The organism is Bacillus sp. GbtcB14 (genome assembly GCF_019091205.1).
GTDB lineage: Bacteria > Bacillota > Bacilli > Bacillales > Bacillaceae_G > Bacillus_A > Bacillus_A cereus_AG.
On the sequence record NZ_JAGXJT010000006.1, the window covers coordinates 54,749 to 77,332 of the forward strand.

Sequence of the window (22,584 nt, forward strand, 5' to 3'; positions counted from 1 at the left end):
TTGAATATGAAAATATATCCTATTTATAAAGGAGCTTACAATATTGAATGTCCAGTTAAAGGTTGTTTCGAGAGAGAATTGGGAAGATGCATTAAAGTTACAAGTTAAAGAAAATCAAAGGAAATTTGTTCCAGCTGTCGCGATTTCACTTGCTAAGGTGTATATAAAACCAGATGGTGACAATGTGGAGTACATACCATTTGCGATATACGACGGCAATCTAATGGTTGGTTTTATTATGCATGCTGTTGTAAGAGAAACAAGTGATATGTATTGGATAAATGGATTTATTATCGATCAAAAGCAGCAAGGAAACGGTTATGGAAAAGCAGCATTACAAGAAAGTATATATTTAATAAAAAATACGTTTAAGGAGTGTAAAGAAATTAGATTAACCGTACATAAAGATAATATCTCTGCAAAGAAACTATATGAACGTTACGGTTTTCAATCATTGGGACACGATTATGATAGTGAGGAAGTATATCGTTTATTCGTTTAACTATCATGTAGTAAAGGTGTGAAATGAATTATGCAATTTACTGAAGTGAAAATTGAAGTATTTATCCCTGAAGAATACATTGAAATATTAAGGGATGCGCTAAATAAAATTGGCGCTTGTAAAACGGGAGAATATGATCATTGTCTATCTTATAGTTCTGTGAAAGGATACTGGAGACCATTAAACGGTGCATCACCTTTTAACGGGAAAATTGGTCAAATATGCAAAGGTCAAGAATGTAAAGTAGAAATAAAGTGTGAACGAGTACTTGTAAAAAATGCTCTGGAAGTTATTAATAAAATTCACCCGTATGAAACACCTATGATTTATATTATACCGATATTAAATGGCTATTTTGAGCAAATATAAATTGAATACCTGGGAGGAATATCAATTGAAAAGTAAATTCCATCATATTGTACGAGCCGTCGTGATAAAAGATGAAAAATTATTAATTGCTGAGTACATTGGGCATCATTATTTTTTACCTGGTGGCCATGTTGAAATTGGGGAATCAGCAGAGAATGCATTAATAAGAGAGTTAAGAGAAGAACTTGGAGTAAATTGTAGTATACAACAATTTTTAGGAGTTATAGAAAATCAGTGGCAAGACCGAGAAGTTCTTCATTATGAAATCAATCACATTTTTGAAGTAGATTCGCAGGAGTTACATATTGATTTCATACCAAAATCTAAAGAATCTCATTTAGCGTTTCATTGGATAGATTACAATCAAGAAGTTTTAAATACGTATAAAATTATGCCAGTGCCTTCAGTTAAAGAATTACTAGAAAGAAAATTAAGTGAAGAACTAGTAAACTGTTGGATTAGCAATTTTTAAACGCCTCTATCAATTGTAAATACGTCCACCGAAAGGAAAGGAAGAAAATAGGCTAAAAAACAAGGTACATCACCTAGTGTAAGTTCATATTTTGTTGATGTACGCATTTAGTCTATAGTCTTATTTCTACTTTGTTTGCAAAAATATATAAACTGTAACATTTGGACGGAATTTATTTTTATAAATGGAGGGTTTCGTAATGAATGAGTTTCAACATGAACTACAATCATTAAATCTTAATGATTATCAATCTGGTAATGTTGTGTATTGGGATCAACTGCAACAAAATCAATATCCATACTATTACATTCAAGACGATGCGCGTCGTTGTGGCGGGTGCGGAGGTTGTGGTGGACGCTGTGGTGGATGTGGCGGCGGAAGATGTGGAGGTTGTGGTGGACGTTGTGTAGGCTGCGCTGGATGTTTCGGTTGTTTTAACTGCTGGAACTGGTGGATCATTTAAGTATAATAAACCAATAATATTTTACATGAAAGAAAGGTGTAGATATTATTTTATACTTTTCTTTCATGTTGTAATTTTTTATTCGTGTTAAGGGGGATTTATTTGTATACATACGATAAACTGATTTCTTGGGTAGAGAATATAAAGGAAGAAAATCATAGTTCTGCAACAGCAATGTGCATAATGAAAGATAACAAAATCGTACTAGAGCATTATAGTGGTTATCATTCAAATACATCTACAAGTAACAAAGTAACAGCATCCTCACAATTCAACGTTGCTTCTGCGAGAAAAAGCTATTTAGGTTTAATGGTAGCATATGCGCTTTACGAGGGGAAAATAAATTCTATTGATGATGAAGCGATAAAATATTTTAAAGACTTTGACCCTGTATTACTTGGTAAAACAACGATAAGACATTTAGTAACTCATTCGCATGGTTTAACAGAAACTGATGACGGGACAATTTTTCGTGAATTTGAACCTGGACAAGCTTGGGCTTATAGAGATATTAATGTAAGAATGATGACACGTCTTATTTATCAGCTATATAACAAAAGTTTCCCTGAATTGTTAAAGAAGCGTGTATTTGATCTAGCTAACTTCAAAGAAACAGGTTGGAGAATTCAGCAAGATGAAAATTTAGTTAAAGTTGTTAATAATCCAAGTGAAGACGCGATTAGTGAAATTGGTACAGTAGATGACGGTACTGAAAAAAATCTCTTTGTCTCAGCTAGAGAATTTGCGCAGTGGGGCAATTTGCATTTAAATCAAGGTATGATAAACGGAAAACAAATTGTTCCAAAAGAAGTTATAAAAATTGCTACGAATTTGCAAAGTCCAATATTTGTAAACAAAGAACTACCACAAAATGGGTTGTTTTGGTTCGTCCAAAATGAACCTGCACTTTTAAGTGAACTTGGTGAACGAGTTCCAAAAGGATCTTATCAAATATTAGGAATTACTGGACCGACTCTTTTAGTCATACCCGAATATAATGTAGTTGTTGCGAAAATGTACAATAAAAGATACAACTACGGCGGTGATAATTATTTATATTATTTACGTGAATTTAGCAATTTAGTCGCTGATACATTTCGTAACAGTAATAGGGCATAATTACTCCTATAATGAAAAGGAGTGAAAGAAAATGAAAGATAAAATAAATAAAAACAAAAAGCAAAACATTAAAGATGTAAATACAGAACAAAATGCAATTTATAGCGATCCAAAGGACGCAGCTAATATGCAGACGGTACCTCAGCCGAAGGATTTTGATGAAATCGAATATTAATTTTTGTCCATCCGACTATATGATGAATGAAAAATACATCTTAAGTCCCATCACATGACAGAAGTCTTTTGATATCCTATATACATAAGCATTTGAAAATGTCTTATCTTAACAAAGCTTTCTTTAAGTAAATCTAATATAACCTGCAAAAAGGCACTTCATTATGAAGTGTCTTTTTGTGTGCATGAACTTAATTTCCATTTTCCGCACAGTATCTTGCATTTCATGATGGTTATACTAACTGTGAAAATTCATGTCAAGATAAAAGAAGGGGACAGTTAGTATGAAACAAACTTCTATAAATCCGTTACTAATTGTTCTAGGTACAATCATTGTTCAAATTGGCCTTGGAACAATTTATACATGGAGTTTATTTAATCAACCCCTTGTTAGTAAGTTTGGATGGAACCTCAATTCCGTAGCGATAACTTTCTCCATAACAAGCTTTTCTTTATCATTTTCAACCCTATTTGCCGGAAAGTTGCAGCGGAAATTAGGACTTCGAAAACTCATTGCTACTGCAGGGATTGTTCTGGGGCTCGGCTTAATACTTAGTTCACAAGTTTCTTCCTTACCATTACTATACTTATTAGCTGGTGTCGTTGTTGGTTATGCAGATGGAACTGCTTATATTACATCATTATCTAATTTAATAAAATGGTTTCCAAATCGGAAAGGCCTTATTTCTGGTATATCTGTTTCTGCATACGGAATGGGTAGCTTAATCTTTAGATATATAAACGGAAGTCTTATCGATAGTCTTGGCGTATCACAGGCATTTTTATATTGGGGTATCATTGTTTTACTTTTAGTATTAACCGGATCGTTCTTCTTACGTGAAGCAATAGTAAATAACACCCTAACAGAGACATTACACAATGACTACACGCCACGTGAAATGATACGAACGAAACAAGTATATCTCTTATTTTTCATGTTATTTACATCGTGTATGGGTGGTCTGTATTTAATCGGTATGGTAAAAGATATTGGAGTACAGCTCGTTGGACTTAGCGCAGCAACTGCTGCTAACGCCGTTGCAATGATTGCAATTTTTAATACAGTAGGTAGAATCGTTCTTGGAACGTTATCAGATAAAATTGGTCGAATGAAAATTGTCTCTGCAACGTTTATTATTATTGGATTGTCAGTCTTTACATTAAGTTTCATTCCACTAAATTACGGGATTTATTTCGCTTGTGTAGCCAGTGTAGCCTTTTGCTTTGGTGGTAATATTACAATATTCCCAGCCATTGTGGGGGATTACTTCGGTTTAAAAAACCATAGTACAAATTACGGGATTGTATATCAAGGATTCGGATTTGGTGCGCTTGCAGGATCATTCATTGGGGCGATACTTGGGGGATTTCAACCGACCTTTATTACAATCGGTGTTCTATCTGTTATTTCTTTCGTTATTTCAATATTAATTCGTCCTCCAAAAGCAGAGAAGAAAAAAGACACACAACATGTATATCGGAAAGTAGCTTAATTCTAAAAAGAGTCCTCATGCTAGGGCTCTTTTTTTGTTATGAATTAGAAGGACTGCTAATGCAAGAAAAGATAGAATTGGAATAGCAGTGACGGGAAAATATTTTTTTATAGCGAATATATCTAAAATAGGAATGTAAATGTAGGCATTCAGATGAAGGGGGAATTCTTATGAATTCATTTGTAAATAACACGTTTTATGAAATAAGAGAAAATCTATTCGAGGAAATTGTGATATTGAATGATGCTCAATTCAATAGTAAACCAGACAAGAATAAATGGAGTATAGCGCAAGTATGTCATCACTTAGTTTTATTGGATGGAGTGGTTATAAAGGTCATTACATCTGGATTGAAAAAGATTGATAGCACTCTAAAAGAGCGTCGGGAAATTCATTCTATATTACAAGATAGATCGATAAAATTTACAGCACCAGAAATGATTGAACCAAGTTCAGAACCGTTTAAAGTGCAGCAAATGATCGATATGTTAAACGAATCGAGGAAAGAATTGATGCGTTTCCTTAGTACAATAGAAGATGAATCTATATTAACGAATAAATCAGTGATGCATCCAGCTCTTGGAGAATTACTTCTTGATCAGTGGATAGAACTGATCTATTTGCATGAACAGCGTCATATAGAACAAATCAAAGAAATAAAATCACTTTGTGAAATCGGGAAGTAAAATCTTTTGTTCATTAACAAAAAGTATTGGTCTCATATGTATGTATTTGAAATGAGTGGTAAAGCACAAAATAAAATACAAAAACAATTGATCTAAAGGAAGATTAATTTGGAATCCGATTTGTTGTATATGTTTAACCCCGTCTCAAAATAAGGGCGGGGGTTTTATTAATTTTGGAGTTATTCTGCCATTTTCATTCGAATTCATTTTTTATTAACTTCTCAAATAGCCGTAAAAGCAAAACTCAATTAATTTATATATATTAAAACGGGTAAATGGTAGAATGAACAGAAGACAGAAAATTCCTTTTATTAAAACGGAGGAGATATGTATGAAAAAAGTAAATGTTACATATGCATTTTTATACGATAAAACAAATGAAAAGATTTTAATGGTAAAAAACAAAGGGAAAAACGGTTCTTATTACACGCTACCAGGTGGCGCAGTTAAGTTTGGGGAAACGTTAGAAGAGGCAGTAATTCGGGAAGTGAAAGAAGAAACCGGGCTACATATATGTGTAAAGGGTATTTGTTCTATTAGCGAAGCTTTCTTTGAAGAGAGAGGTCATCATGCAATTTTCTTTAATTTTTTAGGTGAAATAATTGAGGGAGAGACATATATATCGAGACCAAAAGAAATCGAAGAGATTACTTGGATGGAATTACATATAGCAGCACCGTATTTACGTATACCAGAACATTTGCTAAATATGTTAAAAAAGAAAGAAACGGTACCTTACGTTTTTAACGGAACTATCGTTCATCAATCTTCATAAACATATCATTTCATTTTAGGCGGGGGAAAAAATGGAGTTTATCGTTAATCACAAACATTTCACACAAGCACTTTCAGAAGTAAGTAAAGCTATATCTACCAAATCTATAATCCCTATATTATCTGGTATAAAAATAACAGCAGATCAATCTGGGATTACTTTAATCGCGAGTAACTCGAATATTTTCATCGAAAAATTTATACCAAGTTCTATAGATGACGAAAAAATTACGACTATCTTAAAAGCAGGAACTATTGTTGTACCTGCAAAATACTTTATTGAAATTATAAAGAAAATGCCAAGTGATATAGTAATAAAAAGTAAGAATGAGCAAACAATTACCATACAATCAGAAGAAATTACTTTAAACTTAAATGGCTTTCCAGCAAATGAGTTTCCTAACGTACCACTAATAGACGATCACGCAGAAATAAAAATAGAAACAAATCAATTGATGGATGCGTTTAAACAAACAGTCTTTGCAGTAGCTAAAAATGAATCTCGACCCGTTCTTACTGGCGTACATATAGAGTTAGATCACAACAAATTAATTTGCGCTGCAACTGATTCACATAGACTTGCTATACGTGAAACTACTATTTCTACAGATATGAAAGCAAATTGTATCGTACCAAGTGCAACTATTAGTGAACTTCTAAAATTAATGGGTAGTAATTCAGAATTCGTATACATCTATCTTTCAGAAAGTCACATTATTTTTACATTCGGTACAACTACATTATATTCAAGATTAATTGAAGGGAAATATCCTAATATATCTAGCTTAATTCCAAATGACTTTCAAACAGTCATTAACATAGATAGACAAAGGATTTTACAAGGGATAGATCGATCAAGCTTATTAGCAAGCGAATGGGCAAATAACAATGTCAACTTAGAAATCATAAACGAATCCACAATTAAAATTTATTCTAACGCTTCTCAAATTGGAAAAATATCCGAGAAGCAACAAATTGATGCGATTCAAGGTGAAAAGCAATTAAATATATCTTTCGATGGACGATTTATGATAGACGCTTTAAGGGCAATAAAAGAAGAAACGGTTACTTTAAGTTTCAGCGGTTCTATGAGACCGATATTAATTGAAGCAGGGACGCAATCTGCAGCATTACATCTTATATCTCCAGTAAGAGCTTATTAATAACAAAGGAAGGAATTACATTATGTACAAGCACACTTTATGTTTTATAAAGCGAAATGAAGAGATACTTATGTTAAATAGAGAATATGACCCTGTAAAAGGATTATGGAATGGGGTAGGAGGAAAGATAGAAAAGGGAGAAACACCTTTAGAAAATGCAATTCGTGAAATAAAAGAAGAAACTAATATAAAAGTTTCGCATGATCAAATTCAATTTAAAGGCATTATTAAGTGGGATGATTCTTCATATTCTGGCGGTATGTATGTTTATCTAATAGAGCTATTTAATGAATTTACATATCACACTCCCAAAAAAGTCACAGAAGGAATTCTAGATTGGAAAGAGATTTCTTGGATTCTAAGTGACTATAATTACGGCGTAGGAGAGATGATACCTAATTTTTTATCTGAAATACTTCACAATGAATTAATATTAGAGCACAACTTTGTATTATCTAATCATAAATTAATAGATTATAGGAATAAAGAATTAGCTCTGCAGGACAGTTCTATAGATAATATAATTCGATTGTAAAGAGCAGGACTTGTACGTATTTATTTAGACTAAAAAATAAGTGTTTCTACCTCTGGTACTCCGGCATTATTTGCAACACCTAATGATAAATATGTACAATCAATGTTTGAGCAAATGAAGTAAACTTAAATAAATAAAAAAGAGCGAATCACTTATAAGAAGGTTCGCTCTTTTTTATTTATAATTAAATTTCTTTCCACCAAGCTGATGATGGATAGTCTGTAGATTTTAACGTAATCGATTCACCAATTTGCGGCGTTGCGATTTTAACTCCTAAACGCTTAGCTTCTTTCGTAACTCGTTCAATTGGATCACTCCAGTCATGTAATGCTAATGTAAAAGCACCCCAATGAATTGGAAGAAGTAGTTCTCCTTTCACGTCAATATGAGCTTGTACCGTCTCTTCTGGTAACATATGAATAGCAGACCACCTCGAATCATATTGTCCGCATTCCATTAACGTAAGATCGAATGGACCGTATTTATCACCAATCTCCTTAAAGTGAGGAGCATAACCGCTATCACCACTAAAGAAAACTTTAGTCTCTTGACCAAGAATAAGCCATGAACACCATAACGAACAATCTCTATCTGTCATACTTCGTCCAGAGAAATGCCTTGCAGGAGCACATACTAACTTAATATTATCAAATATAATTTCATCCCACCAATTATGCTCACTAATTTTACTAGGTGAAACACCCCATTTAATAAGATATTGTGCAACGCCAGTCGGAACATAGAAGTGCTTTGCACGATCTTTTAACAGCATAATACTCTTGTAATTCAAATGGTCGTAGTGATTATGAGAAATGATAATCGCATCTATTTCTTGAAAATCTTCACGTTCTAAAGAAAAAGCACCACTATAACGTTTACTATTAAACACAGGAAATGGGGAAGAGGCATCTCCAAACATAGGGTCTAATAACAATTTTTTACCTGCTATTTTTAAAAGAGAAGCAGAGTGCCCAAACCATGTCACACTCTCTAAAGTCTCATTATTTTTATCTGATAAAACAATAGGTAAATTCTTTAATGGACGCAGCTTTGATTTCATTTTAAAGTAATCAGTCATTAAACCTATAATATCTTTCGGTTTAAAACTTACATCAGTATGAATTTGATTTATATATTTCTTTTTCATTTGTTCTCCTTTTTACGTTTAACAATATACGTATGTTGTTATTGTAGCTAATTGTAGTTTAAACGAAATCATTTTACCTTTCACCTTAAATGCAGTACATTTCATAAATTCGTCAAATTCATTATTTTTATATATAAAATACAAATCATATAGCAGCAGATGCAACTAATATGAAGTAAATGTAAATTATTTTAATTTAGTAAATTCATTCTTATATGTAACAAAGAACATACGTTTCGTTATATGTTATAGAAGAAAGTGTGTCTCTAATTAAGACTAGGGAGGAGAGGATGTAAGTGCAAATAGAGCGAAAAAAGAAATCAAAATGTAAACTATCAAAATCTGAAATAACGCAGCTATATGCAGAAGGAAAGAGCACCTCAGAAATCGCTATACTGGCTAATGTGTCTGCAAGGTATATTCGTATGGTTTTATCAGACGATAACGTACCAAGGCGCGCTATAGGGAGTTGGAAGAGAAAGTATGACATAACAGAAGATTATTTTAAAACGTGGTCAAACAATATGGCTTATATATTAGGGTTTATAGTAGCAGATGGTGTCATACAAAAAGAAAATCAATGCGTCAGTATATCTCAAAAAGAAAATTACATTTTAGAAGATATAAAACAAGAACTAAACACCAACCAGCCACTATATCAAAACAAAAAAACAGGCGTATATATGCTAAACATAAATAGCAAAACAATAAAAGACGATTTAATGAACATTCACGGAATTAACCCATGTAAATCATTTAACATTGAAATTCCATTTGTACCAGAAGAATATTTACATCACTTTGTTCGTGGGTATTTTGATGGAGATGGTTACGTCAAGTATGAAACTTATACAGTAAGTTTTGTAGGAGGATCATATAACTTTATGAATTCTTTACATCAAATACTACAAAATCACAATTTATCAGCCGATTTACTAAATCAGAATAAACATTATCGCGTCATTTTAACCGGAAGAAAACCAATACAACTATTTTCAAAGTGGATTTATAAAGACAAAGATATTTATCTGCATAGAAAATATGAAGAATTTCAGAAAGAAAGTCTAAGTCTAGATCAATTAAAAGATCGAAAGCTAAAAAGAACTCAAGCTGCTGTTAAGCAGAGAAAACAAAATTTCCTTAAGGAATATATGAAAAATGAATGTATCGCTAAAACTTGTTCCATTTTAGAAATAAAGGAACCAACTTTTAAAAGTTGGTTAAAAAATGATAAGTAATTTAAAAAAGACTATGAAAGAATTAATTTTGATAAATCCAACTACCAATAACTAACTTTAAAATTCTAGTAAACCTACACTTAAAATCATTGAAAATTATTTAAATCAAATTGATGCTATTTCTAAAAAAATAGAGACATTGAAGAATTAATAACAAAAGGTGTAATTAAAACTAATACTCAAAAAAATCAACCATACATAATCTATTAAATCTAATACAAACGTATTTTAACGAAATTTAAATAATAATGACTTATTTATATAATTTCACGTATGCAGCAGCTGAATATGTGAAGTATTATTAGTAAATAGATAATAATCTAAATTAAAATCTAATATAAAGAAAATAAGATATTTAAAGGAGAGAAGGATCTTGCAAAAGAAATTTATCAATCCAGAAACAATGCCACCAACTTTCGGATACTCACATGTAGTCGAAATTAGTAACGCAAAACGAACAATTTACATATCTGGGCAAGTAGCAATCAATACTGATGGTCAAATAGTTGGCGTTGGTGATTTAGCTACACAAACGCGACAAGTATTCGAAAACATAAAAAGTGCATTAGAAACTTTGGAATTACAATTTAATGATGTAGTAAAATTAACATTTTTCTTAACAGATATTTCTCAAATGGCCATTGTTAGAGATATACGAGATCAATACATTGATACTAAAAATCCACCAGCAAGTTCGGCTGTAGAAGTTAGAAAGTTAATTAACGATAACTTATTAATTGAAATCGAAGCAATTGCTGTAGCAAACTAATTTTAAAAACTTATTCGTAATCATATCAATACAATTCGTTTGAAATGAATGCATTAAACGAATTGTATTTTTTATTGTCTTACATATCATTTATATCTAGAGACATTATCAGTAACAACTTATTAAACTACAACAATTACATAATCAATCACACAGAATGAATCCCGTGAAAAGGGGAACCTAACAAGAATCAACTAACATATAATAAGTTTATTATTTTTATCCAGTTAACATAATATATATTATAGGTAGTTGTAGAAACAAAGCAATCTCAGGTATCAAAAACCAAGTAAACTATACTTAATGAGACGGAACGGAGATTTTTAGTGAGATTTACACAAAATCTTATCTAAATGAATTTCTACAGTTTTTATCGTTTATTTTGTTATAAATCCATCACGGCAAATCTTAATCGTTTATTGATTGAGATTTGCCGAATCAAAAACATTTTTTGATCAACAAGAAATTTTTATGAGGAAAAAATATTTTTATACAAAACATAAAGTAATAATTTTATTTTATGTTTTACTTTATGAATTTATTGCTATTTACACACGTTTTACAACTTTACTTTATTTGTTGTCATTTCTATTATTAACGCTTGACTTTCATTACACTCATCGTTTTTTATTCTAGTTAACATAACGTTTGTTTTTAACATAAAAAAATCTCCCTCACCTTCAGGAAGATTTTTTAGCTTGCTAGTATTTCATTTATATATTTTTAATAACAATCCCAATTGTAAATTACATTGGAAAAATTTAGATTTAATAAATCGTCTTTCTTAATAAAGAAATTAGCAACACCAGAATCTCCCCACATAATATTTAATGAATCGTCTGTATCGATTTGCAGCAATAATATGTTATGTTGCTGGTATTTTTCTTCCCATTCCCTTGGATCTGTCTGTGTGAAAAATGGATAGCCACCAATTTTATGTCCTTGATCTTTACATAAATCATCATACAGTTCGCCTAATTCTGTATTATTTTCTTCATCAACAATTTCTTCCCAATCAATCTCTTCACTAAAAATCTTTTCAAATCGATAATCCCTTGATGTTACTGGTTGATAATCCAATTCAAACTTTAATTTTGCTGCTTCGGGTATGATAAAGTCCTCTAATTCTAAAGTGTTTAAATAACTAAAATCAGTAATTACCTTATTTAAATCTTCTATAATTGTAGAATGATAAATAATTCGAAAGTCTTTTTGGATTGTTGGATGATCAAAATCTGCTCCGAAAAGCTCATTGTCAGCACTTACGAAAAACTGTAACATTCCCTTTTGAGGCATATATTCAACATGCGGCATTTCTTCAAAGTTTAGCTGTGCAAGTAACATCATAGGTTGTCCATTTGAATCTTTAGGATGCTCTTGATCTATAGGTAAATACGGATAACCACCAAACTTACTCTCAAAAAGCGTTGTCTCTGCTTTCGCTCCAGATACGTTAATATACGGTTTCACACTTTCTTCTAAAATACGACGATACTGCTCTAGTTCTTTCGGAATCTGAAGTTGATACGTATTCTTCATTACATTTGCCTCCCTTTAATAATGAATTAAAAATGCCTTACTTAAGTATATAGCAAGAGATAGCTTCATTGAAAATTGTTAAAAGTCCGTTTTCATCCTCGTTTTTTGCGCACTTGGTGGACAAAGTAGATTATGTTCTAAAACCTTTTTATTAATAGTTCGAATTAAATCCGTTGCTTCTGCAGTATTTGTATTTTCTTTTAGCTTTTCTTTTAAATCATCAATTTCCTTTGAAAGCTCAATCCACCTAGGTAACACATGATTATTCTTTAACGTTCTATACAATTGCTTTTCAGGATTGTACGAAAGATCTTTATCAAGATTAAGAGGTTTCCCTTTACCAGGCAAATTATCAAATGACCCTTTCTTTTCTGCCTCTTTAACAATAGAACTAATATGATCCTCATACGTATAGGACCAAACTTTCTCATCTTTTACTAAAATCTCTTGCTTTTTTAGTTTTTTATCTAGTTCTTCTTGATTCATAGAATTTCTCTCCTTTTTATTTTATAGTGTTGTTTTTGTAAGTTTTAATGCTTTCAACCCATCGAATAACTTTTCTCGCCACCAAACACCGTCATGACCGCCTTGGAACTCTTCATAAGTAATTTGGTATTCCTTTTCTTTTAAAGCCTTATACAGGCGTCTATTAGCCGTTAAAAGAGGTTTGTTTTCAAGTTCTCCTGCTGCTATATAAAAATGATGTTGAGTTGCATTTGAATCTATAGCTGAAATTTGATTTTCAATCCAAGGAATTTCATTTTCATATCCATCCTTTTTCCAATGAATGGATCCAGACATTGACAACACATTCCCGAAAATATGTGGATTTTGAACTGCTGCATAACAAGCCGCTAAGCCACCAAGACTGAATCCAGCAATAGTTGTATGTTTCGCTTCTTGATGCACACGATACTTCGCCTGAATCCATGGAAGTAATTCCTCCTTTAAAAATGAATTCATTTTATCGTTATAAGTTAGCTCTTCTAGCCGATCAACTGGTTCTATAGCAACAGCAATACAAGATGGGATTTCTTTTTTGTAAATTAAATAATTAAGTGTTTTTGCGATTGAAAGGTTATTAATGAATGAATTCCCATCAAATACAATGAGAAGCTCTTGAAGATGTGAAGTGTGAGAATAATCATGAGGCGTATAAATGTGCATTTTACGTGTGTTATTTAAAATCGAACTATGAAAAGAATATGTTTCAATTCTCCCAGATGGATAATGATTTGAAGGAAAACGACTGCTATACTGCACGTCCATACTTATTTTTAACACAGACGCTTTATTGGCACCTTCTCCAAATGTATTTTCATTAAATTGGTCTAGTCGATACTGTTCACTACGCTTTATCCAATCATTTTCGAAAAAATCATTTTCGAAAAAATCATTTACTGTAAAATAATAAGTTGAAATAAAACTCTTATTCGTCCTAAACGTAACATACCAAATATCTGTCTGTAACAATCGTTGTAATTGATTTACAGACAGATCCCAACCAGGAAAACTACCGAATACATAAACGTTTTCAGTAGTTTGATCTCCTAACCATATATACGTTAGAAGCTTATACTGATCATCTATAGGACATTGTTCTATTAGTGGCGTAGCATTTAACTTTATCTCATACAAAAAATTATACAAAGCTTTCTCGTTTCCATTCTTTAATTGATTAGTAAGCTCCTCTAACTTAGGACTAATTATTGAAGTCATCCCTTTGCCTCCTTTCTAATGCCTATATAAAAATTGCATTAGAATGTTATGTATCTAGTTGAGTTATTTATTAGAAAGTTTATCAATTGCTTGAATAGAAAGTTCTAACGCTTTTATTCTTCTTGTTAAAAGTGTTCTTTGCGGACTACCAGCTTTAGACTTATCATAGGCTCTCTCAATTGACGGAAGCAAACCAGCAAGGATGTTACGAGCTTCTGCTAGCTCTTCTTGGCTATACTGATGACTTTCTTGATTCCAAACGTTTTCTAGCACTGCTAAACTTATGTAAACTGCTTTAAGTCGTTTTTTTACTAATGTAGTATTTGCACCTTTTTCAGTCATCTGTGATCGTGCATTTTCAAGTTTACGAATTGTTGATTGTAAAGATTTTATTGATTCCAATTTATCTATTTTTGATACGTTTTCCATGTTAATGTTGTCCCTTCTGCATTGTTGACTTATTTTGTTTAAAGCTTGATTTCACTCGAAATATTTTAACATAAATAACTAACTGTATTCGAGTTGGACAATATCTTAAAGGAAAACAGCTATTCCTCTCTCCTCCCTTACATCATTCTATAATATGTACTTCTTTCTTCTCATTAGAATTCCTATATAAACCAGTTGTTAATGTTGTATATTTTATGAACAAAAAACGTACAAGCAGCATAACTTGTACGTTTTTATTTTTATTCAGTAAGATAATATAGTAATAGTTTTCAGGTTTTCTCATAATTCATGAAATCTCTATACAAAACGGGATACTTCACAATTTCTGTTTCTATAGAACGATATTGCGGAAACCATTCAAAAAACGATTTCCTTAACCATTTTATTTGCTGAAACGTAATGTTCTGTTCGTTGCCATGTAGTACAGAACTTAAAGTGCCTGCTGTATGCATCCAATAATGATTAGTATCAGCGTTTATACAGTCATCTTCGGTAAATTTACTTTTTAAATCTCGCTGCAATTTTCCTGTAGCACGAGACTGAAACGGTTTATACAGCGGGCTATGCATTTTCTGCAATTCATTAAAAATAATCTTTTTGCCTAATAGCAATTTTCCACCCCTTTATTTCCCTATCCAATTTAATAAGTTTTCATAATGATATTGAGCATCTGTATAGCCAAGATTATATAGATTAACGAGCTTTTCTTTATTTCTTTCTATTCCGCTTATAGGAAGTTGTACACTTGGTTGAATGACATAAAAGTTATCTTTTTGTTCTAAATGATTCATATAAGATATCGTCTCATTATAAAAACGATAATGTTCTACTAAAGATTCTGCGATATTCGGATATTTTCTATATAGAATTTTAGCCAGTCCAGAAAATTTATTCCGCTGCTTTTCGTATCCTTCGGGCTTTGTCATAATTACAACGTTCTTTTGGTAACCATCAGCTTGAGCTTTTAAAACCGGTATAGGATCTATAATTCCTCCATCTAGCAATTTTCGATTATCGTATTCTACAGCAGGTGCTATAAACGGTACAGAACTTGAGGCACGAATGATTTTTAAAATATCATTTCCGTGTTCTGTTTTATTATAATAAATAGCCTGTCCTGATTCGCAATCAGTCGTCCCTATGACAAACTGTTCATTTGAGTTTAAGAAAGTTTGAAAATCAAATGGTACAATTTTATTAGGTACTTCATCAAATAAAAAATCCATTCCGAATAATTCACGTTTTCGAATCAAATTTCGATAAGATATATAACGGTGATCTGCTACTAGCTCTGTATTTACTTTTTTATTTCTCCCTTTTTGACGTGATAAATAAGTTGCTCCCATACAAGCTCCCGCCGATACGCCGACTACATAAGGAAAGAATAAGTTCTTTTCCATAAAATATTCGAGTACGCCTGCAGTATACAAACCTTTCATTCCTCCGCCTTCTAATACTAAACCGATATTCTTCATGCTATATCCCTCTGCTTCTTTTTTCTTAATTACATATTAGCACAAGATTTTAAGACTAGATAATATAAATGGATTGCAGAAATAACCAGAAACTACTAAAGTAAGGTCATAATATCTTTGTGAGTAACATGTTACAATATAAGTAATTCATTCCACATATATTAAAGGAGGAATTTAATATGGGTTTATTTAGCGGTATTTTAGGAAATGCATCAAATGCGAGTACAGAAAGTGTAGAACGTGATTTAGAGAAGATTATGTTAGATGATGAAAAAGTTGAACATGCTTATAAATTAATTCGCGATTTAATCGTATTTACAAATCGTCGTCTTATTTTAGTAGATAAACAAGGGATATCAGGTAAAAAAACTGAGTATCACTCTATCCCTTATAAAAGCATTACACAATTTAGCATTGAAACAGCTGGACATTTTGATTTAGATGCAGAACTTAAAATTTGGATATCTAGTTTAAGCATGCCGATTACAAAAGAATTTAAAGGTGACGATAGTGTTTTAAGCATTCAAAAAGCATTGGTAACATATACGACGAAATAACTGATTTGTGCATGTTTATTCGTTTGTAAAATTACTAACCCGAGTATTTTGGAAGAATATACATTTATTTTGTATATTTAATCGAAAATAACATAAAAAGGTAAAGCGTATTTCAAATGCTTTACCTTTCTTTTTTGTAAAAAATAAGTGTAGTTTTATCATTTAATTTCTTTATTACTTCTGTTCTTTTATACCACATTTTTTCGTATAGAAAACAATTTCTTTCTTCTTCTAAAATCGTAGCAAGTTCAAAAGTCCGTGCTTCTGGATACATCTCTTCAATTAAAATAAGTACCTTCTGAGCGATTCCTTTCCCTTGATAATTTGGATGAATGAACATTGGACTAATCCAAAATTTATTAGGTATTTCTTTTTTTGATATGCATATCGCTCCAACAAGGTTCGAATCAAATATAATCTTATAAAAGTTATTACTAGGATTCTTTATCCTTAAAATGGTTTTTTCAATAGATTCATTTGCTGGGTTTGTTTCATAGTCTTTATATTTATTTAATAAAGGGCTAAATGAGTCTATTTGTATTTGAAATACAGCTGCTGCATCATTTGTTGTCGCCTTCTCTAAAGTGATCTCCATGTTACCAATTTAGTCGATTTCTTAATGAAGTTATATGAGCTGTATGATGACGTCCGTGCCATGCATATAGTCCTATTGCAGCAGCAAGTTTTGTTTCGCCAGTATCTGGATGGTTAAATGTCTTTTCTAGATCTTCAAGTTCTAGAGAATATAAAAGGTTAACCCATCTTTTATGTAATGAATCTAACATTACTAGTGAAACATCTACTGGTAATTTAGAATCAGGTAGTTCTGCCCACTTCTCTTCTTTATATGGTTTAATCGTTGGATTCTTTTCTGTTAGTGCTAATTTAAAGCGTATGTAGCTGTTCATATGGCTATCAACAACGTGATGGACTACTTGACGAACTGTCCATCCACCAACTCGATATGGTGTGTCTAACTGCTTCTGATCTAAATCTTTAATTGCCTTTGTTAGTTCATTAGGTAAATCTTCAATTTCTTGAATCCATGTATCAATCATATCTTCAGTTATAGGACGTTTGTATGTAAATTGGCCAATTGGATAACGTAAATCATTCATGTATAAGTCCCCCTTATTATAAGCGCGAAGTATTTCTCCATATATAATGTACAAACTTCACATGTTCCCCGTTTAATTCTACAGAATTTGTATCTGCTTCGTTTTGATAAGAAAATCCGCTTTTTTCTAGTACAATTTGTGATGCGAGATTATTAGTAGTTGTTTTAGCAAGAACCTCATTAATTTCATTATTTTTCGCCACATCTAAAACCAATTTTACAGCTGCTGTTGCAACTCCTTTTTTAGTAAACTTTTCTCCGACTCGATAACCTAACGAACTGCTTCGATTTTCCGTATCTATATCTACTAAATTTATTCGTCCTACAATTTCATTTTCTTCATTACGAATTAAATAAAAATAAGAATCTCCATCCGCTTGTTCTATTAATAAATCGTCTAGTAGTTTTTGGAAATATTCAAAATTGAAATATTGCGATCCACGATTTGGTACCATTGTTTCAAAAAAAGATTTATTCGTAAGTTCAAACGTAAATACATCTTTAGCATCGTGTTTCTTTAATTGTTCTATGTATATTTTCATCTCGCTTACTCCTTCTATATCTACTAACTGTTATATATTCTTTTTTAATCAACTATTTTCCTGCTATTTCATTCGCTTCAGTAACACAGCGAGTAGCACTTTCGGATGAAATAGGTGTAATGGACTGCGAATTAAATTCATCACTCTTACTAATCGAATATAAACGTCAGAATCAGTTGCAGATAGTTGATATATTTGTTTCGTATACCATAGCTGAAATTTTTGCTTTATCGATAATTCTCTTTTTAGCTGAGGATGACGTGATATTTCCGTTGTAGTCATTTCCCAAGGAGTTTGTATGATATGAGCAGTCCTTTTATAAAACTGCTGAGTAAATGCTTTATCAAGTTTTTGTCTCCGTTGTAAAAGCAAATGTAATTGGTGAGCTTCCATAGCAGCAACTGAAACACCTTGCCCGAATACAGGATCAAAACGACAATGTGCATCCCCAACTACTAACAGTCTTTCGGGTAGATCATTCACTAAATCAAATCGCCGACGTACTTGATAAGGAATTTTGTACGTTTTGATATCTGAAATGGCTTCTGCTTTATTTAGAAAATCTGTAACATTAGAGATTGATAGGTTTTCAGCAAAATTATAAAAATCTTCATCAGTTTGTGGTGCTTTCTCATTTGCATACCCGCTGAAAGTAACAAAATAACGATGATCCTCGATTGTTTGAATAAGAACACCATACGGATTTCTAGGAAAACTTGGAGACATTAGCATATTACAACAGTCAAATTTCTCATTTTCTTTGAGTTTAAACATTCTAGTTGCGTAAAATAAATCAATACGCACTTTCTCTTCTTGCACTTCGATATTATGTTCGCGTAACCACGCTATACTTTTTGAACCAAATCCACTCGCATCAACGACAATATCTGCTTGGATTTCTTCCTGCGAGCTAGTTTCTAAACATTTAGCTTTTACTCCACATACTTTGTTGAGTTTTCTATCTACTAATAACCCTTCAACCAATGTTCTATATTTAGTGGTAACATTTGAAATATCATCAATTCTTTTTTGGATATGCCATTCAAGTAAAAACCTACTTTGTTGAATCATATGTACTTTTCCTATGAATTGCTGTTTCCATAAACCAAATTGATGCCATTTTATATCACGAGTAAAGTTATTTACGATACTACCTGCTTCAATTAGTTCATTAGTGATAGCAGGAAACAATTCCTCAATTGCTTTTTCTCCACCTTTTAATAACACATGAGGATGACTACTTTGCGGAACTCTTTTTCTCGAAGCCTTTCCATCCCATCTTTCACCAGCTTCTATAATGATTACTTCTTTAAAAGTAGTTGATAATGCTTTTGCTGCGAGCTTTCCTGCTATACTTCCGCCAATAACGATAGCCTTATTAAACATAGTTTCCTCCTTAATGAAAAAAGATCCTGCTTTGTATGAATGAAACAGGATCTGTTACTAAATTAAAACACATGAGTATATTGCAACATTAAAATTAAAATGCCTAATCCCCATACGTAATACGCGAATACTTTTAAAGAGTGACGTTTTAAGTATTGAATCATCCATGAAACAGCTATGTAACCGAAAAATGCTGCTGATAACGTTCCGACAATTAAAGATGTACTGGAAATAGATTCTGCTTTCCCTTGATAAACATCTGCTAATTGCAAAATGATAGCTCCGACAATGGCTGGAGTTGATAATAAAAAAGAAAAGTAAGCAGCAGTTTCACGATCTAACTTCCTCCATAATGCAGCGACGATTGTCATACCAGAACGAGAAATTGCCGGGAAAATAGCAGCCGCTTGAAATGAACCGATGATAAACGCATCTTTATATGTAATGTCATCCATTTTTTTACGACCATTTTTTTGTTTATCGGCCATGTAGAGAAAGAAACCTGTCACTAAAAACTCCCATCCAATCGTAATACCTGTTTTTGAAATATCCTCAAAGAAGTCTTTAAATAACAATCCGATTACAACTGCGGGTATCGTCCCAACAATAAGTAGTAGCATTAGTTTCGAAAATGGATTTTTAATTAAGTATATAAATTCTTTTTTGTAATAAATAAACACTGCAAGTAAAGTCCCGATATGCAGCATCGTATCTAAAAACAATCCAGCTTCATCTAATTGAAACAAATGTCTTCCTAAATAAAGATGTCCTGTACTACTAATCGGTAAAAACTCTGTTAAACCTTGTATGATCCCTAATATAAAAGCTTCTAACCAATTCATGATGGTCCCCTTTCTCGTTTGCTTGTACCAATATATGAAGGTTCAATTTTCGATATGAAAAAAACTATTTTTCTCTATGAATTTACTTCTATTTCATGGATATATATGTAAAAAGGAGTAAGGAGGGTTACTATGTGGCAACATACGAAATTGGGTAATGTATTACTGTGGGCAGGACCTATCCTTGTGTTTATAGGGTTATGTATGACAAATGTTATTTCAGATATTCCTTTTTTTGAAGGAAAACATAAAACGCTTGGAATTATAATTTTATTTATAGGGCTTTTCTGTTTAATTGCTGCTAATCATTTTAAAAAAGGAGAAAGAAACGAGGAATGAAACACAAAAAAACAATCCCAGTATATGTGCTAGGATTGTTTTTTTGTTACTTATTTATAGAACACTTTATCAACGTTATATTTTGCTTTATATTCATTAATAATGTATGTTTCGTAAATTTCTCTTTCTGTTGGATCTTCTACGATACATGCATCAATGCGGTATACTTCATCACGGTGATTTTTAATTGGTGAAACATTGTCTTCAAAATGCTTTTTAATACGTTGTCTAATTTTACGAGCTTTACCAACGAAAAGAAGTTCGTCATTAATATTGTAAAACATAAAAATGCCGCCTTTATCTCTAGGGAACAAGTGGAAATCGATAAAACCGTTAATTGGAGTAATTATTGGCTCGTCTCCTTTAATAACTTGTTTACGTTCAGTAATTGAAACATCAGCTTCAGGAATATTAATTTTAATCAAGTTCATTCACGTCCTCTTTTATTATAAAGATAAATAATAGCATACATATGTAAGAAAAGCTACGTTCAGAGGCATATTTCATTTTATAATTCAAATATTATAGGTGTATCATGTAAACTCTTCTTCCAAATCATATGATCACTTGATTCTCCCCAATACTCCTTCAGTACATAACTAGGTTCTCCAAACTTCTTCGTCCATATACTTTGCGCTTTTTTATATCCACTATCTAAACAGTATTCTGTTATTCCTCTGCTAAGTAATGTAATATACATTGCGTTTAGTAATACATTTCCTATACCCTTTTGTTGATATTCAGGTAGTACAAATACGGTTCCTATTTCATATAAATCTTTAAGAACACCACCTGTGCAACTATGAATCAATGTACTTGCTGGACCGATTTCAATTGTTCCAATGATTTTATCGTTACTTGTATCAATCGCTAATAAAAAGTAACGACTTTCTCCATTACTCTCCAAATCGTTTTTCAAATATTGATTTTTCGTATGTATTTCATTTTCTATGTCATCCAATAATTGTGATAACCCTTCATTTTTAAATGTATGAGTAATAACAAGACGAAAAAATAAATTTAGTTCATCTAAATCATCTGAATTTGGCCTTCTAATTTTAACGTTATACACGACTTAAATCTCCAATCTTTGAAAATATATGAGAAATTGTTATGACCATGCTTTATATACTCTATTCAATATTATTCTACACAAGCCTGCATAGATCCAACAATATAGAAAGCTCAGTATAAATATCGATAAAATAACTTTTATATCCAAAGTTGTATGAATAGTAGGACCTAATACAGGGAATCGAAAGACATCAAGTACAATCATAATACCTAGAAGTAGACATATTGCTGAAAAGGAAACAATCAAAATCCTCCTCTTGAAATGTATAAAAGAAACTCCTAGCGCTATACCTAATAAACCTGTAGTAAAAGGAAAGACAATTAATTCACTTGGCTCAATAATAAATAATAGGAGGATAGTAAGAATATAAGAAAGTAGTCCCGCACGAATAGAATAACAAATAGCTAGAAAAATCGGTAACGTCGCAAAAGGACTAATAAATAACCCGATACCAGGGATTAAGTTCCCCGCAGATTGAAAAATAGCAGCAAGTGAACCGAGTAATGCTGTAATGACTAACCTCTTTGCCGGAGTCATCTTACTTTTGTGAACAAAATCCGTATCATGCGTAATCATCGGTTGATACCAATAGTTTCTAAAGTGATTCATCAAAATCCCCCTAAAGATATATAATTTATC

The 22,584-nt window shown here is 31.9% G+C and carries 29 protein-coding genes and 1 pseudogene; 15 read left to right on the plus strand and 15 right to left on the minus strand.

Features of this window, described 5'->3' with window-relative positions:
- Positions 1-43: 43 nt before the first annotated feature.
- From KVT31_RS18510 to KVT31_RS18560, 11 genes are all read left to right on the plus strand, one after another.
- Positions 44-502, plus strand: a complete 459-nt coding sequence (locus tag KVT31_RS18510) for a GNAT family N-acetyltransferase (protein ID WP_088096525.1) — start codon at positions 44-46, stop codon at positions 500-502.
- A gap of 30 nt (positions 503-532) precedes the next feature.
- Positions 533-871 (plus strand): divalent cation tolerance protein CutA, encoded by a 339-nt coding sequence (gene cutA / locus KVT31_RS18515; protein ID WP_088096526.1) that lies wholly within the window; start codon positions 533-535, stop codon positions 869-871.
- 25 nt (positions 872-896) lie between these two features.
- Complete coding sequence (locus tag KVT31_RS18520) at positions 897-1,343, plus strand: NUDIX domain-containing protein (RefSeq protein ID WP_088096527.1); 447 nt, start codon at positions 897-899, stop codon at positions 1,341-1,343.
- Between the two features lie 199 nt (positions 1,344-1,542).
- Positions 1,543-1,806, plus strand: a complete 264-nt coding sequence (locus tag KVT31_RS18525) for a heterocycloanthracin/sonorensin family bacteriocin (RefSeq protein ID WP_098342109.1) — start codon at positions 1,543-1,545, stop codon at positions 1,804-1,806.
- A 102-nt stretch (positions 1,807-1,908) separates the two neighbouring features.
- A complete protein-coding gene (locus KVT31_RS18530; RefSeq protein WP_088096528.1) occupies positions 1,909-2,925 on the plus strand; it encodes a serine hydrolase domain-containing protein in 1,017 nt (338 codons plus the stop codon).
- Between the two features lie 31 nt (positions 2,926-2,956).
- The gene (locus tag KVT31_RS18535; protein ID WP_000653324.1) at positions 2,957-3,100 is read left to right on the plus strand and encodes a hypothetical protein; all 144 of its coding nucleotides are present in this window, start codon (positions 2,957-2,959) and stop codon (positions 3,098-3,100) included.
- 283 nt (positions 3,101-3,383) lie between these two features.
- Positions 3,384-4,592, plus strand: coding sequence for an L-lactate MFS transporter (locus KVT31_RS18540; RefSeq protein ID WP_088096529.1), 1,209 nt, complete (start codon positions 3,384-3,386; stop codon positions 4,590-4,592).
- A gap of 170 nt (positions 4,593-4,762) precedes the next feature.
- Positions 4,763-5,278 (plus strand): DinB family protein, encoded by a 516-nt coding sequence (locus tag KVT31_RS18545; RefSeq protein WP_088096530.1) that lies wholly within the window; start codon positions 4,763-4,765, stop codon positions 5,276-5,278.
- 331 nt (positions 5,279-5,609) lie between these two features.
- Complete coding sequence (locus tag KVT31_RS18550) at positions 5,610-6,053, plus strand: NUDIX hydrolase (RefSeq protein ID WP_088096531.1); 444 nt, start codon at positions 5,610-5,612, stop codon at positions 6,051-6,053.
- A gap of 31 nt (positions 6,054-6,084) precedes the next feature.
- Positions 6,085-7,215 carry a DNA polymerase III subunit beta gene (gene dnaN / locus KVT31_RS18555; protein WP_088096532.1) on the plus strand — a complete coding sequence of 377 codons (1,131 nt, stop codon included), beginning with the start codon at positions 6,085-6,087 and terminating at the stop codon, positions 7,213-7,215.
- 22 nt (positions 7,216-7,237) lie between these two features.
- Entirely contained in the window at positions 7,238-7,750 is a 513-nt protein-coding gene (locus KVT31_RS18560) for an NUDIX hydrolase (protein WP_088096533.1), read from the plus strand.
- 184 nt (positions 7,751-7,934) lie between these two features.
- Here the strand turns inward: KVT31_RS18560 and KVT31_RS18565 are convergent, their stop codons facing one another.
- Positions 7,935-8,897: an MBL fold metallo-hydrolase gene (locus KVT31_RS18565; protein WP_088096534.1), complete on the minus strand. Its 963-nt coding sequence runs from the start codon at positions 8,895-8,897 to the stop codon at positions 7,935-7,937.
- Between the two features lie 296 nt (positions 8,898-9,193).
- Here KVT31_RS18565 and KVT31_RS18570 point away from each other — a divergent pair, with 296 nt between their 5' ends.
- Positions 9,194-10,135: an LAGLIDADG family homing endonuclease gene (locus tag KVT31_RS18570; protein ID WP_088096535.1), complete on the plus strand. Its 942-nt coding sequence runs from the start codon at positions 9,194-9,196 to the stop codon at positions 10,133-10,135.
- 373 nt (positions 10,136-10,508) lie between these two features.
- Positions 10,509-10,904, plus strand: a complete 396-nt coding sequence (locus KVT31_RS18575; RefSeq protein ID WP_088096536.1) for a RidA family protein — start codon at positions 10,509-10,511, stop codon at positions 10,902-10,904.
- A gap of 723 nt (positions 10,905-11,627) precedes the next feature.
- Here KVT31_RS18575 and KVT31_RS18580 read toward each other — a convergent pair.
- The 6 genes from KVT31_RS18580 to KVT31_RS18605 all read right to left on the minus strand — a co-directional run bounded on the left by KVT31_RS18580 (position 11,628) and on the right by KVT31_RS18605 (position 16,087).
- Positions 11,628-12,443: a YwqG family protein gene (locus tag KVT31_RS18580; RefSeq protein WP_088096537.1), complete on the minus strand. Its 816-nt coding sequence runs from the start codon at positions 12,441-12,443 to the stop codon at positions 11,628-11,630.
- A gap of 78 nt (positions 12,444-12,521) precedes the next feature.
- Positions 12,522-12,929: a DnaJ family domain-containing protein gene (locus KVT31_RS18585; RefSeq protein WP_098342107.1), complete on the minus strand. Its 408-nt coding sequence runs from the start codon at positions 12,927-12,929 to the stop codon at positions 12,522-12,524.
- A gap of 21 nt (positions 12,930-12,950) precedes the next feature.
- Positions 12,951-14,162: an alpha/beta hydrolase gene (locus tag KVT31_RS18590; RefSeq protein WP_217613539.1), complete on the minus strand. Its 1,212-nt coding sequence runs from the start codon at positions 14,160-14,162 to the stop codon at positions 12,951-12,953.
- 63 nt (positions 14,163-14,225) lie between these two features.
- Positions 14,226-14,591: a hypothetical protein gene (locus KVT31_RS18595; protein ID WP_088096538.1), complete on the minus strand. Its 366-nt coding sequence runs from the start codon at positions 14,589-14,591 to the stop codon at positions 14,226-14,228.
- Between the two features lie 290 nt (positions 14,592-14,881).
- On the minus strand, positions 14,882-15,223 hold the full coding sequence (locus KVT31_RS18600; protein ID WP_088096539.1) for a YxiJ-like family protein: 342 nt from the start codon (positions 15,221-15,223) through the stop codon (positions 14,882-14,884).
- Positions 15,224-15,235: 12 nt separating this feature from the next.
- Positions 15,236-16,087 carry a patatin-like phospholipase family protein gene (locus KVT31_RS18605; protein WP_088096540.1) on the minus strand — a complete coding sequence of 284 codons (852 nt, stop codon included), beginning with the start codon at positions 16,085-16,087 and terminating at the stop codon, positions 15,236-15,238.
- Between the two features lie 179 nt (positions 16,088-16,266).
- Here KVT31_RS18605 and KVT31_RS18610 point away from each other — a divergent pair, with 179 nt between their 5' ends.
- Positions 16,267-16,644 carry a PH domain-containing protein gene (locus tag KVT31_RS18610; RefSeq protein ID WP_088096541.1) on the plus strand — a complete coding sequence of 126 codons (378 nt, stop codon included), beginning with the start codon at positions 16,267-16,269 and terminating at the stop codon, positions 16,642-16,644.
- A gap of 121 nt (positions 16,645-16,765) precedes the next feature.
- Here KVT31_RS18610 and KVT31_RS18615 read toward each other — a convergent pair.
- The 5 genes and pseudogenes from KVT31_RS18615 to KVT31_RS18635 all read right to left on the minus strand — a co-directional run.
- Positions 16,766-17,239, minus strand: a pseudogene (locus tag KVT31_RS18615) (GNAT family N-acetyltransferase); the annotation flags it as partial.
- Between the two features lies 1 nt (position 17,240).
- Positions 17,241-17,762 carry a YfiT family bacillithiol transferase gene (locus tag KVT31_RS18620; RefSeq protein ID WP_088096543.1) on the minus strand — a complete coding sequence of 174 codons (522 nt, stop codon included), beginning with the start codon at positions 17,760-17,762 and terminating at the stop codon, positions 17,241-17,243.
- A 16-nt stretch (positions 17,763-17,778) separates the two neighbouring features.
- Positions 17,779-18,303, minus strand: a complete 525-nt coding sequence (locus tag KVT31_RS18625) for a GNAT family N-acetyltransferase (RefSeq protein ID WP_088096544.1) — start codon at positions 18,301-18,303, stop codon at positions 17,779-17,781.
- Positions 18,304-18,366: 63 nt separating this feature from the next.
- Entirely contained in the window at positions 18,367-19,689 is a 1,323-nt protein-coding gene (locus tag KVT31_RS18630; RefSeq protein ID WP_088096545.1) for an FAD-dependent oxidoreductase, read from the minus strand.
- Between the two features lie 62 nt (positions 19,690-19,751).
- Positions 19,752-20,531, minus strand: coding sequence for an undecaprenyl-diphosphate phosphatase (locus tag KVT31_RS18635; protein ID WP_088096546.1), 780 nt, complete (start codon positions 20,529-20,531; stop codon positions 19,752-19,754).
- Positions 20,532-20,663: 132 nt separating this feature from the next.
- Here KVT31_RS18635 and KVT31_RS18640 point away from each other — a divergent pair, with 132 nt between their 5' ends.
- A complete protein-coding gene (locus KVT31_RS18640) occupies positions 20,664-20,870 on the plus strand; it encodes a hypothetical protein (RefSeq protein WP_088096547.1) in 207 nt (68 codons plus the stop codon).
- A 50-nt stretch (positions 20,871-20,920) separates the two neighbouring features.
- On the opposite strand, the gene KVT31_RS18645 is transcribed toward KVT31_RS18640, so the two are convergent.
- The 3 genes from KVT31_RS18645 to KVT31_RS18655 all read right to left on the minus strand — a co-directional run bounded on the left by KVT31_RS18645 (position 20,921) and on the right by KVT31_RS18655 (position 22,554).
- Positions 20,921-21,301: a nucleotide excision repair endonuclease gene (locus KVT31_RS18645; RefSeq protein WP_001048941.1), complete on the minus strand. Its 381-nt coding sequence runs from the start codon at positions 21,299-21,301 to the stop codon at positions 20,921-20,923.
- 77 nt (positions 21,302-21,378) lie between these two features.
- Positions 21,379-21,942 (minus strand): GNAT family N-acetyltransferase, encoded by a 564-nt coding sequence (locus KVT31_RS18650; protein ID WP_088096548.1) that lies wholly within the window; start codon positions 21,940-21,942, stop codon positions 21,379-21,381.
- A gap of 39 nt (positions 21,943-21,981) precedes the next feature.
- Positions 21,982-22,554: a YybS family protein gene (locus KVT31_RS18655; RefSeq protein WP_088096549.1), complete on the minus strand. Its 573-nt coding sequence runs from the start codon at positions 22,552-22,554 to the stop codon at positions 21,982-21,984.
- Between the last annotated feature and the right edge of the window lie 30 nt (positions 22,555-22,584).

Excerpts from the sequence above, each read along its gene's own strand:
- cutA (WP_088096526.1), top strand. The coding sequence starts at position 533 with ATGCAATTTACTGAAGTGAAAATTGAAGTATTTATCCCTGAAGAATAC.
- KVT31_RS18560 (WP_088096533.1), top strand. The coding sequence starts at position 7,238 with ATGTACAAGCACACTTTATGTTTTATAAAGCGAAATGAAGAGATACTT.
- KVT31_RS18610 (WP_088096541.1), top strand. The coding sequence starts at position 16,267 with ATGGGTTTATTTAGCGGTATTTTAGGAAATGCATCAAATGCGAGTACA.
- KVT31_RS18630 (WP_088096545.1), bottom strand. The coding sequence starts at position 19,689 with ATGTTTAATAAGGCTATCGTTATTGGCGGAAGTATAGCAGGAAAGCTC.
- KVT31_RS18580 (WP_088096537.1), bottom strand. The coding sequence starts at position 12,443 with ATGAAGAATACGTATCAACTTCAGATTCCGAAAGAACTAGAGCAGTAT.
- KVT31_RS18585 (WP_098342107.1), bottom strand. The coding sequence starts at position 12,929 with ATGAATCAAGAAGAACTAGATAAAAAACTAAAAAAGCAAGAGATTTTA.
- KVT31_RS18625 (WP_088096544.1), bottom strand. The coding sequence starts at position 18,303 with ATGAAAATATACATAGAACAATTAAAGAAACACGATGCTAAAGATGTA.
- KVT31_RS18535 (WP_000653324.1), top strand. The coding sequence starts at position 2,957 with ATGAAAGATAAAATAAATAAAAACAAAAAGCAAAACATTAAAGATGTA.
- KVT31_RS18525 (WP_098342109.1), top strand. The coding sequence starts at position 1,543 with ATGAATGAGTTTCAACATGAACTACAATCATTAAATCTTAATGATTAT.
- KVT31_RS18635 (WP_088096546.1), bottom strand. The coding sequence starts at position 20,531 with ATGAATTGGTTAGAAGCTTTTATATTAGGGATCATACAAGGTTTAACA.
- KVT31_RS18640 (WP_088096547.1), top strand. The coding sequence starts at position 20,664 with ATGTGGCAACATACGAAATTGGGTAATGTATTACTGTGGGCAGGACCT.
- KVT31_RS18620 (WP_088096543.1), bottom strand. The coding sequence starts at position 17,762 with ATGAATGATTTACGTTATCCAATTGGCCAATTTACATACAAACGTCCT.
- KVT31_RS18655 (WP_088096549.1), bottom strand. The coding sequence starts at position 22,554 with ATGAATCACTTTAGAAACTATTGGTATCAACCGATGATTACGCATGAT.
- dnaN (WP_088096532.1), top strand. The coding sequence starts at position 6,085 with ATGGAGTTTATCGTTAATCACAAACATTTCACACAAGCACTTTCAGAA.
- KVT31_RS18540 (WP_088096529.1), top strand. The coding sequence starts at position 3,384 with ATGAAACAAACTTCTATAAATCCGTTACTAATTGTTCTAGGTACAATC.
- KVT31_RS18565 (WP_088096534.1), bottom strand. The coding sequence starts at position 8,897 with ATGAAAAAGAAATATATAAATCAAATTCATACTGATGTAAGTTTTAAA.
- KVT31_RS18605 (WP_088096540.1), bottom strand. The coding sequence starts at position 16,087 with ATGAAGAATATCGGTTTAGTATTAGAAGGCGGAGGAATGAAAGGTTTG.
- KVT31_RS18545 (WP_088096530.1), top strand. The coding sequence starts at position 4,763 with ATGAATTCATTTGTAAATAACACGTTTTATGAAATAAGAGAAAATCTA.
- KVT31_RS18550 (WP_088096531.1), top strand. The coding sequence starts at position 5,610 with ATGAAAAAAGTAAATGTTACATATGCATTTTTATACGATAAAACAAAT.
- KVT31_RS18595 (WP_088096538.1), bottom strand. The coding sequence starts at position 14,591 with ATGGAAAACGTATCAAAAATAGATAAATTGGAATCAATAAAATCTTTA.
- KVT31_RS18645 (WP_001048941.1), bottom strand. The coding sequence starts at position 21,301 with ATGAACTTGATTAAAATTAATATTCCTGAAGCTGATGTTTCAATTACT.
- KVT31_RS18590 (WP_217613539.1), bottom strand. The coding sequence starts at position 14,162 with ATGACTTCAATAATTAGTCCTAAGTTAGAGGAGCTTACTAATCAATTA.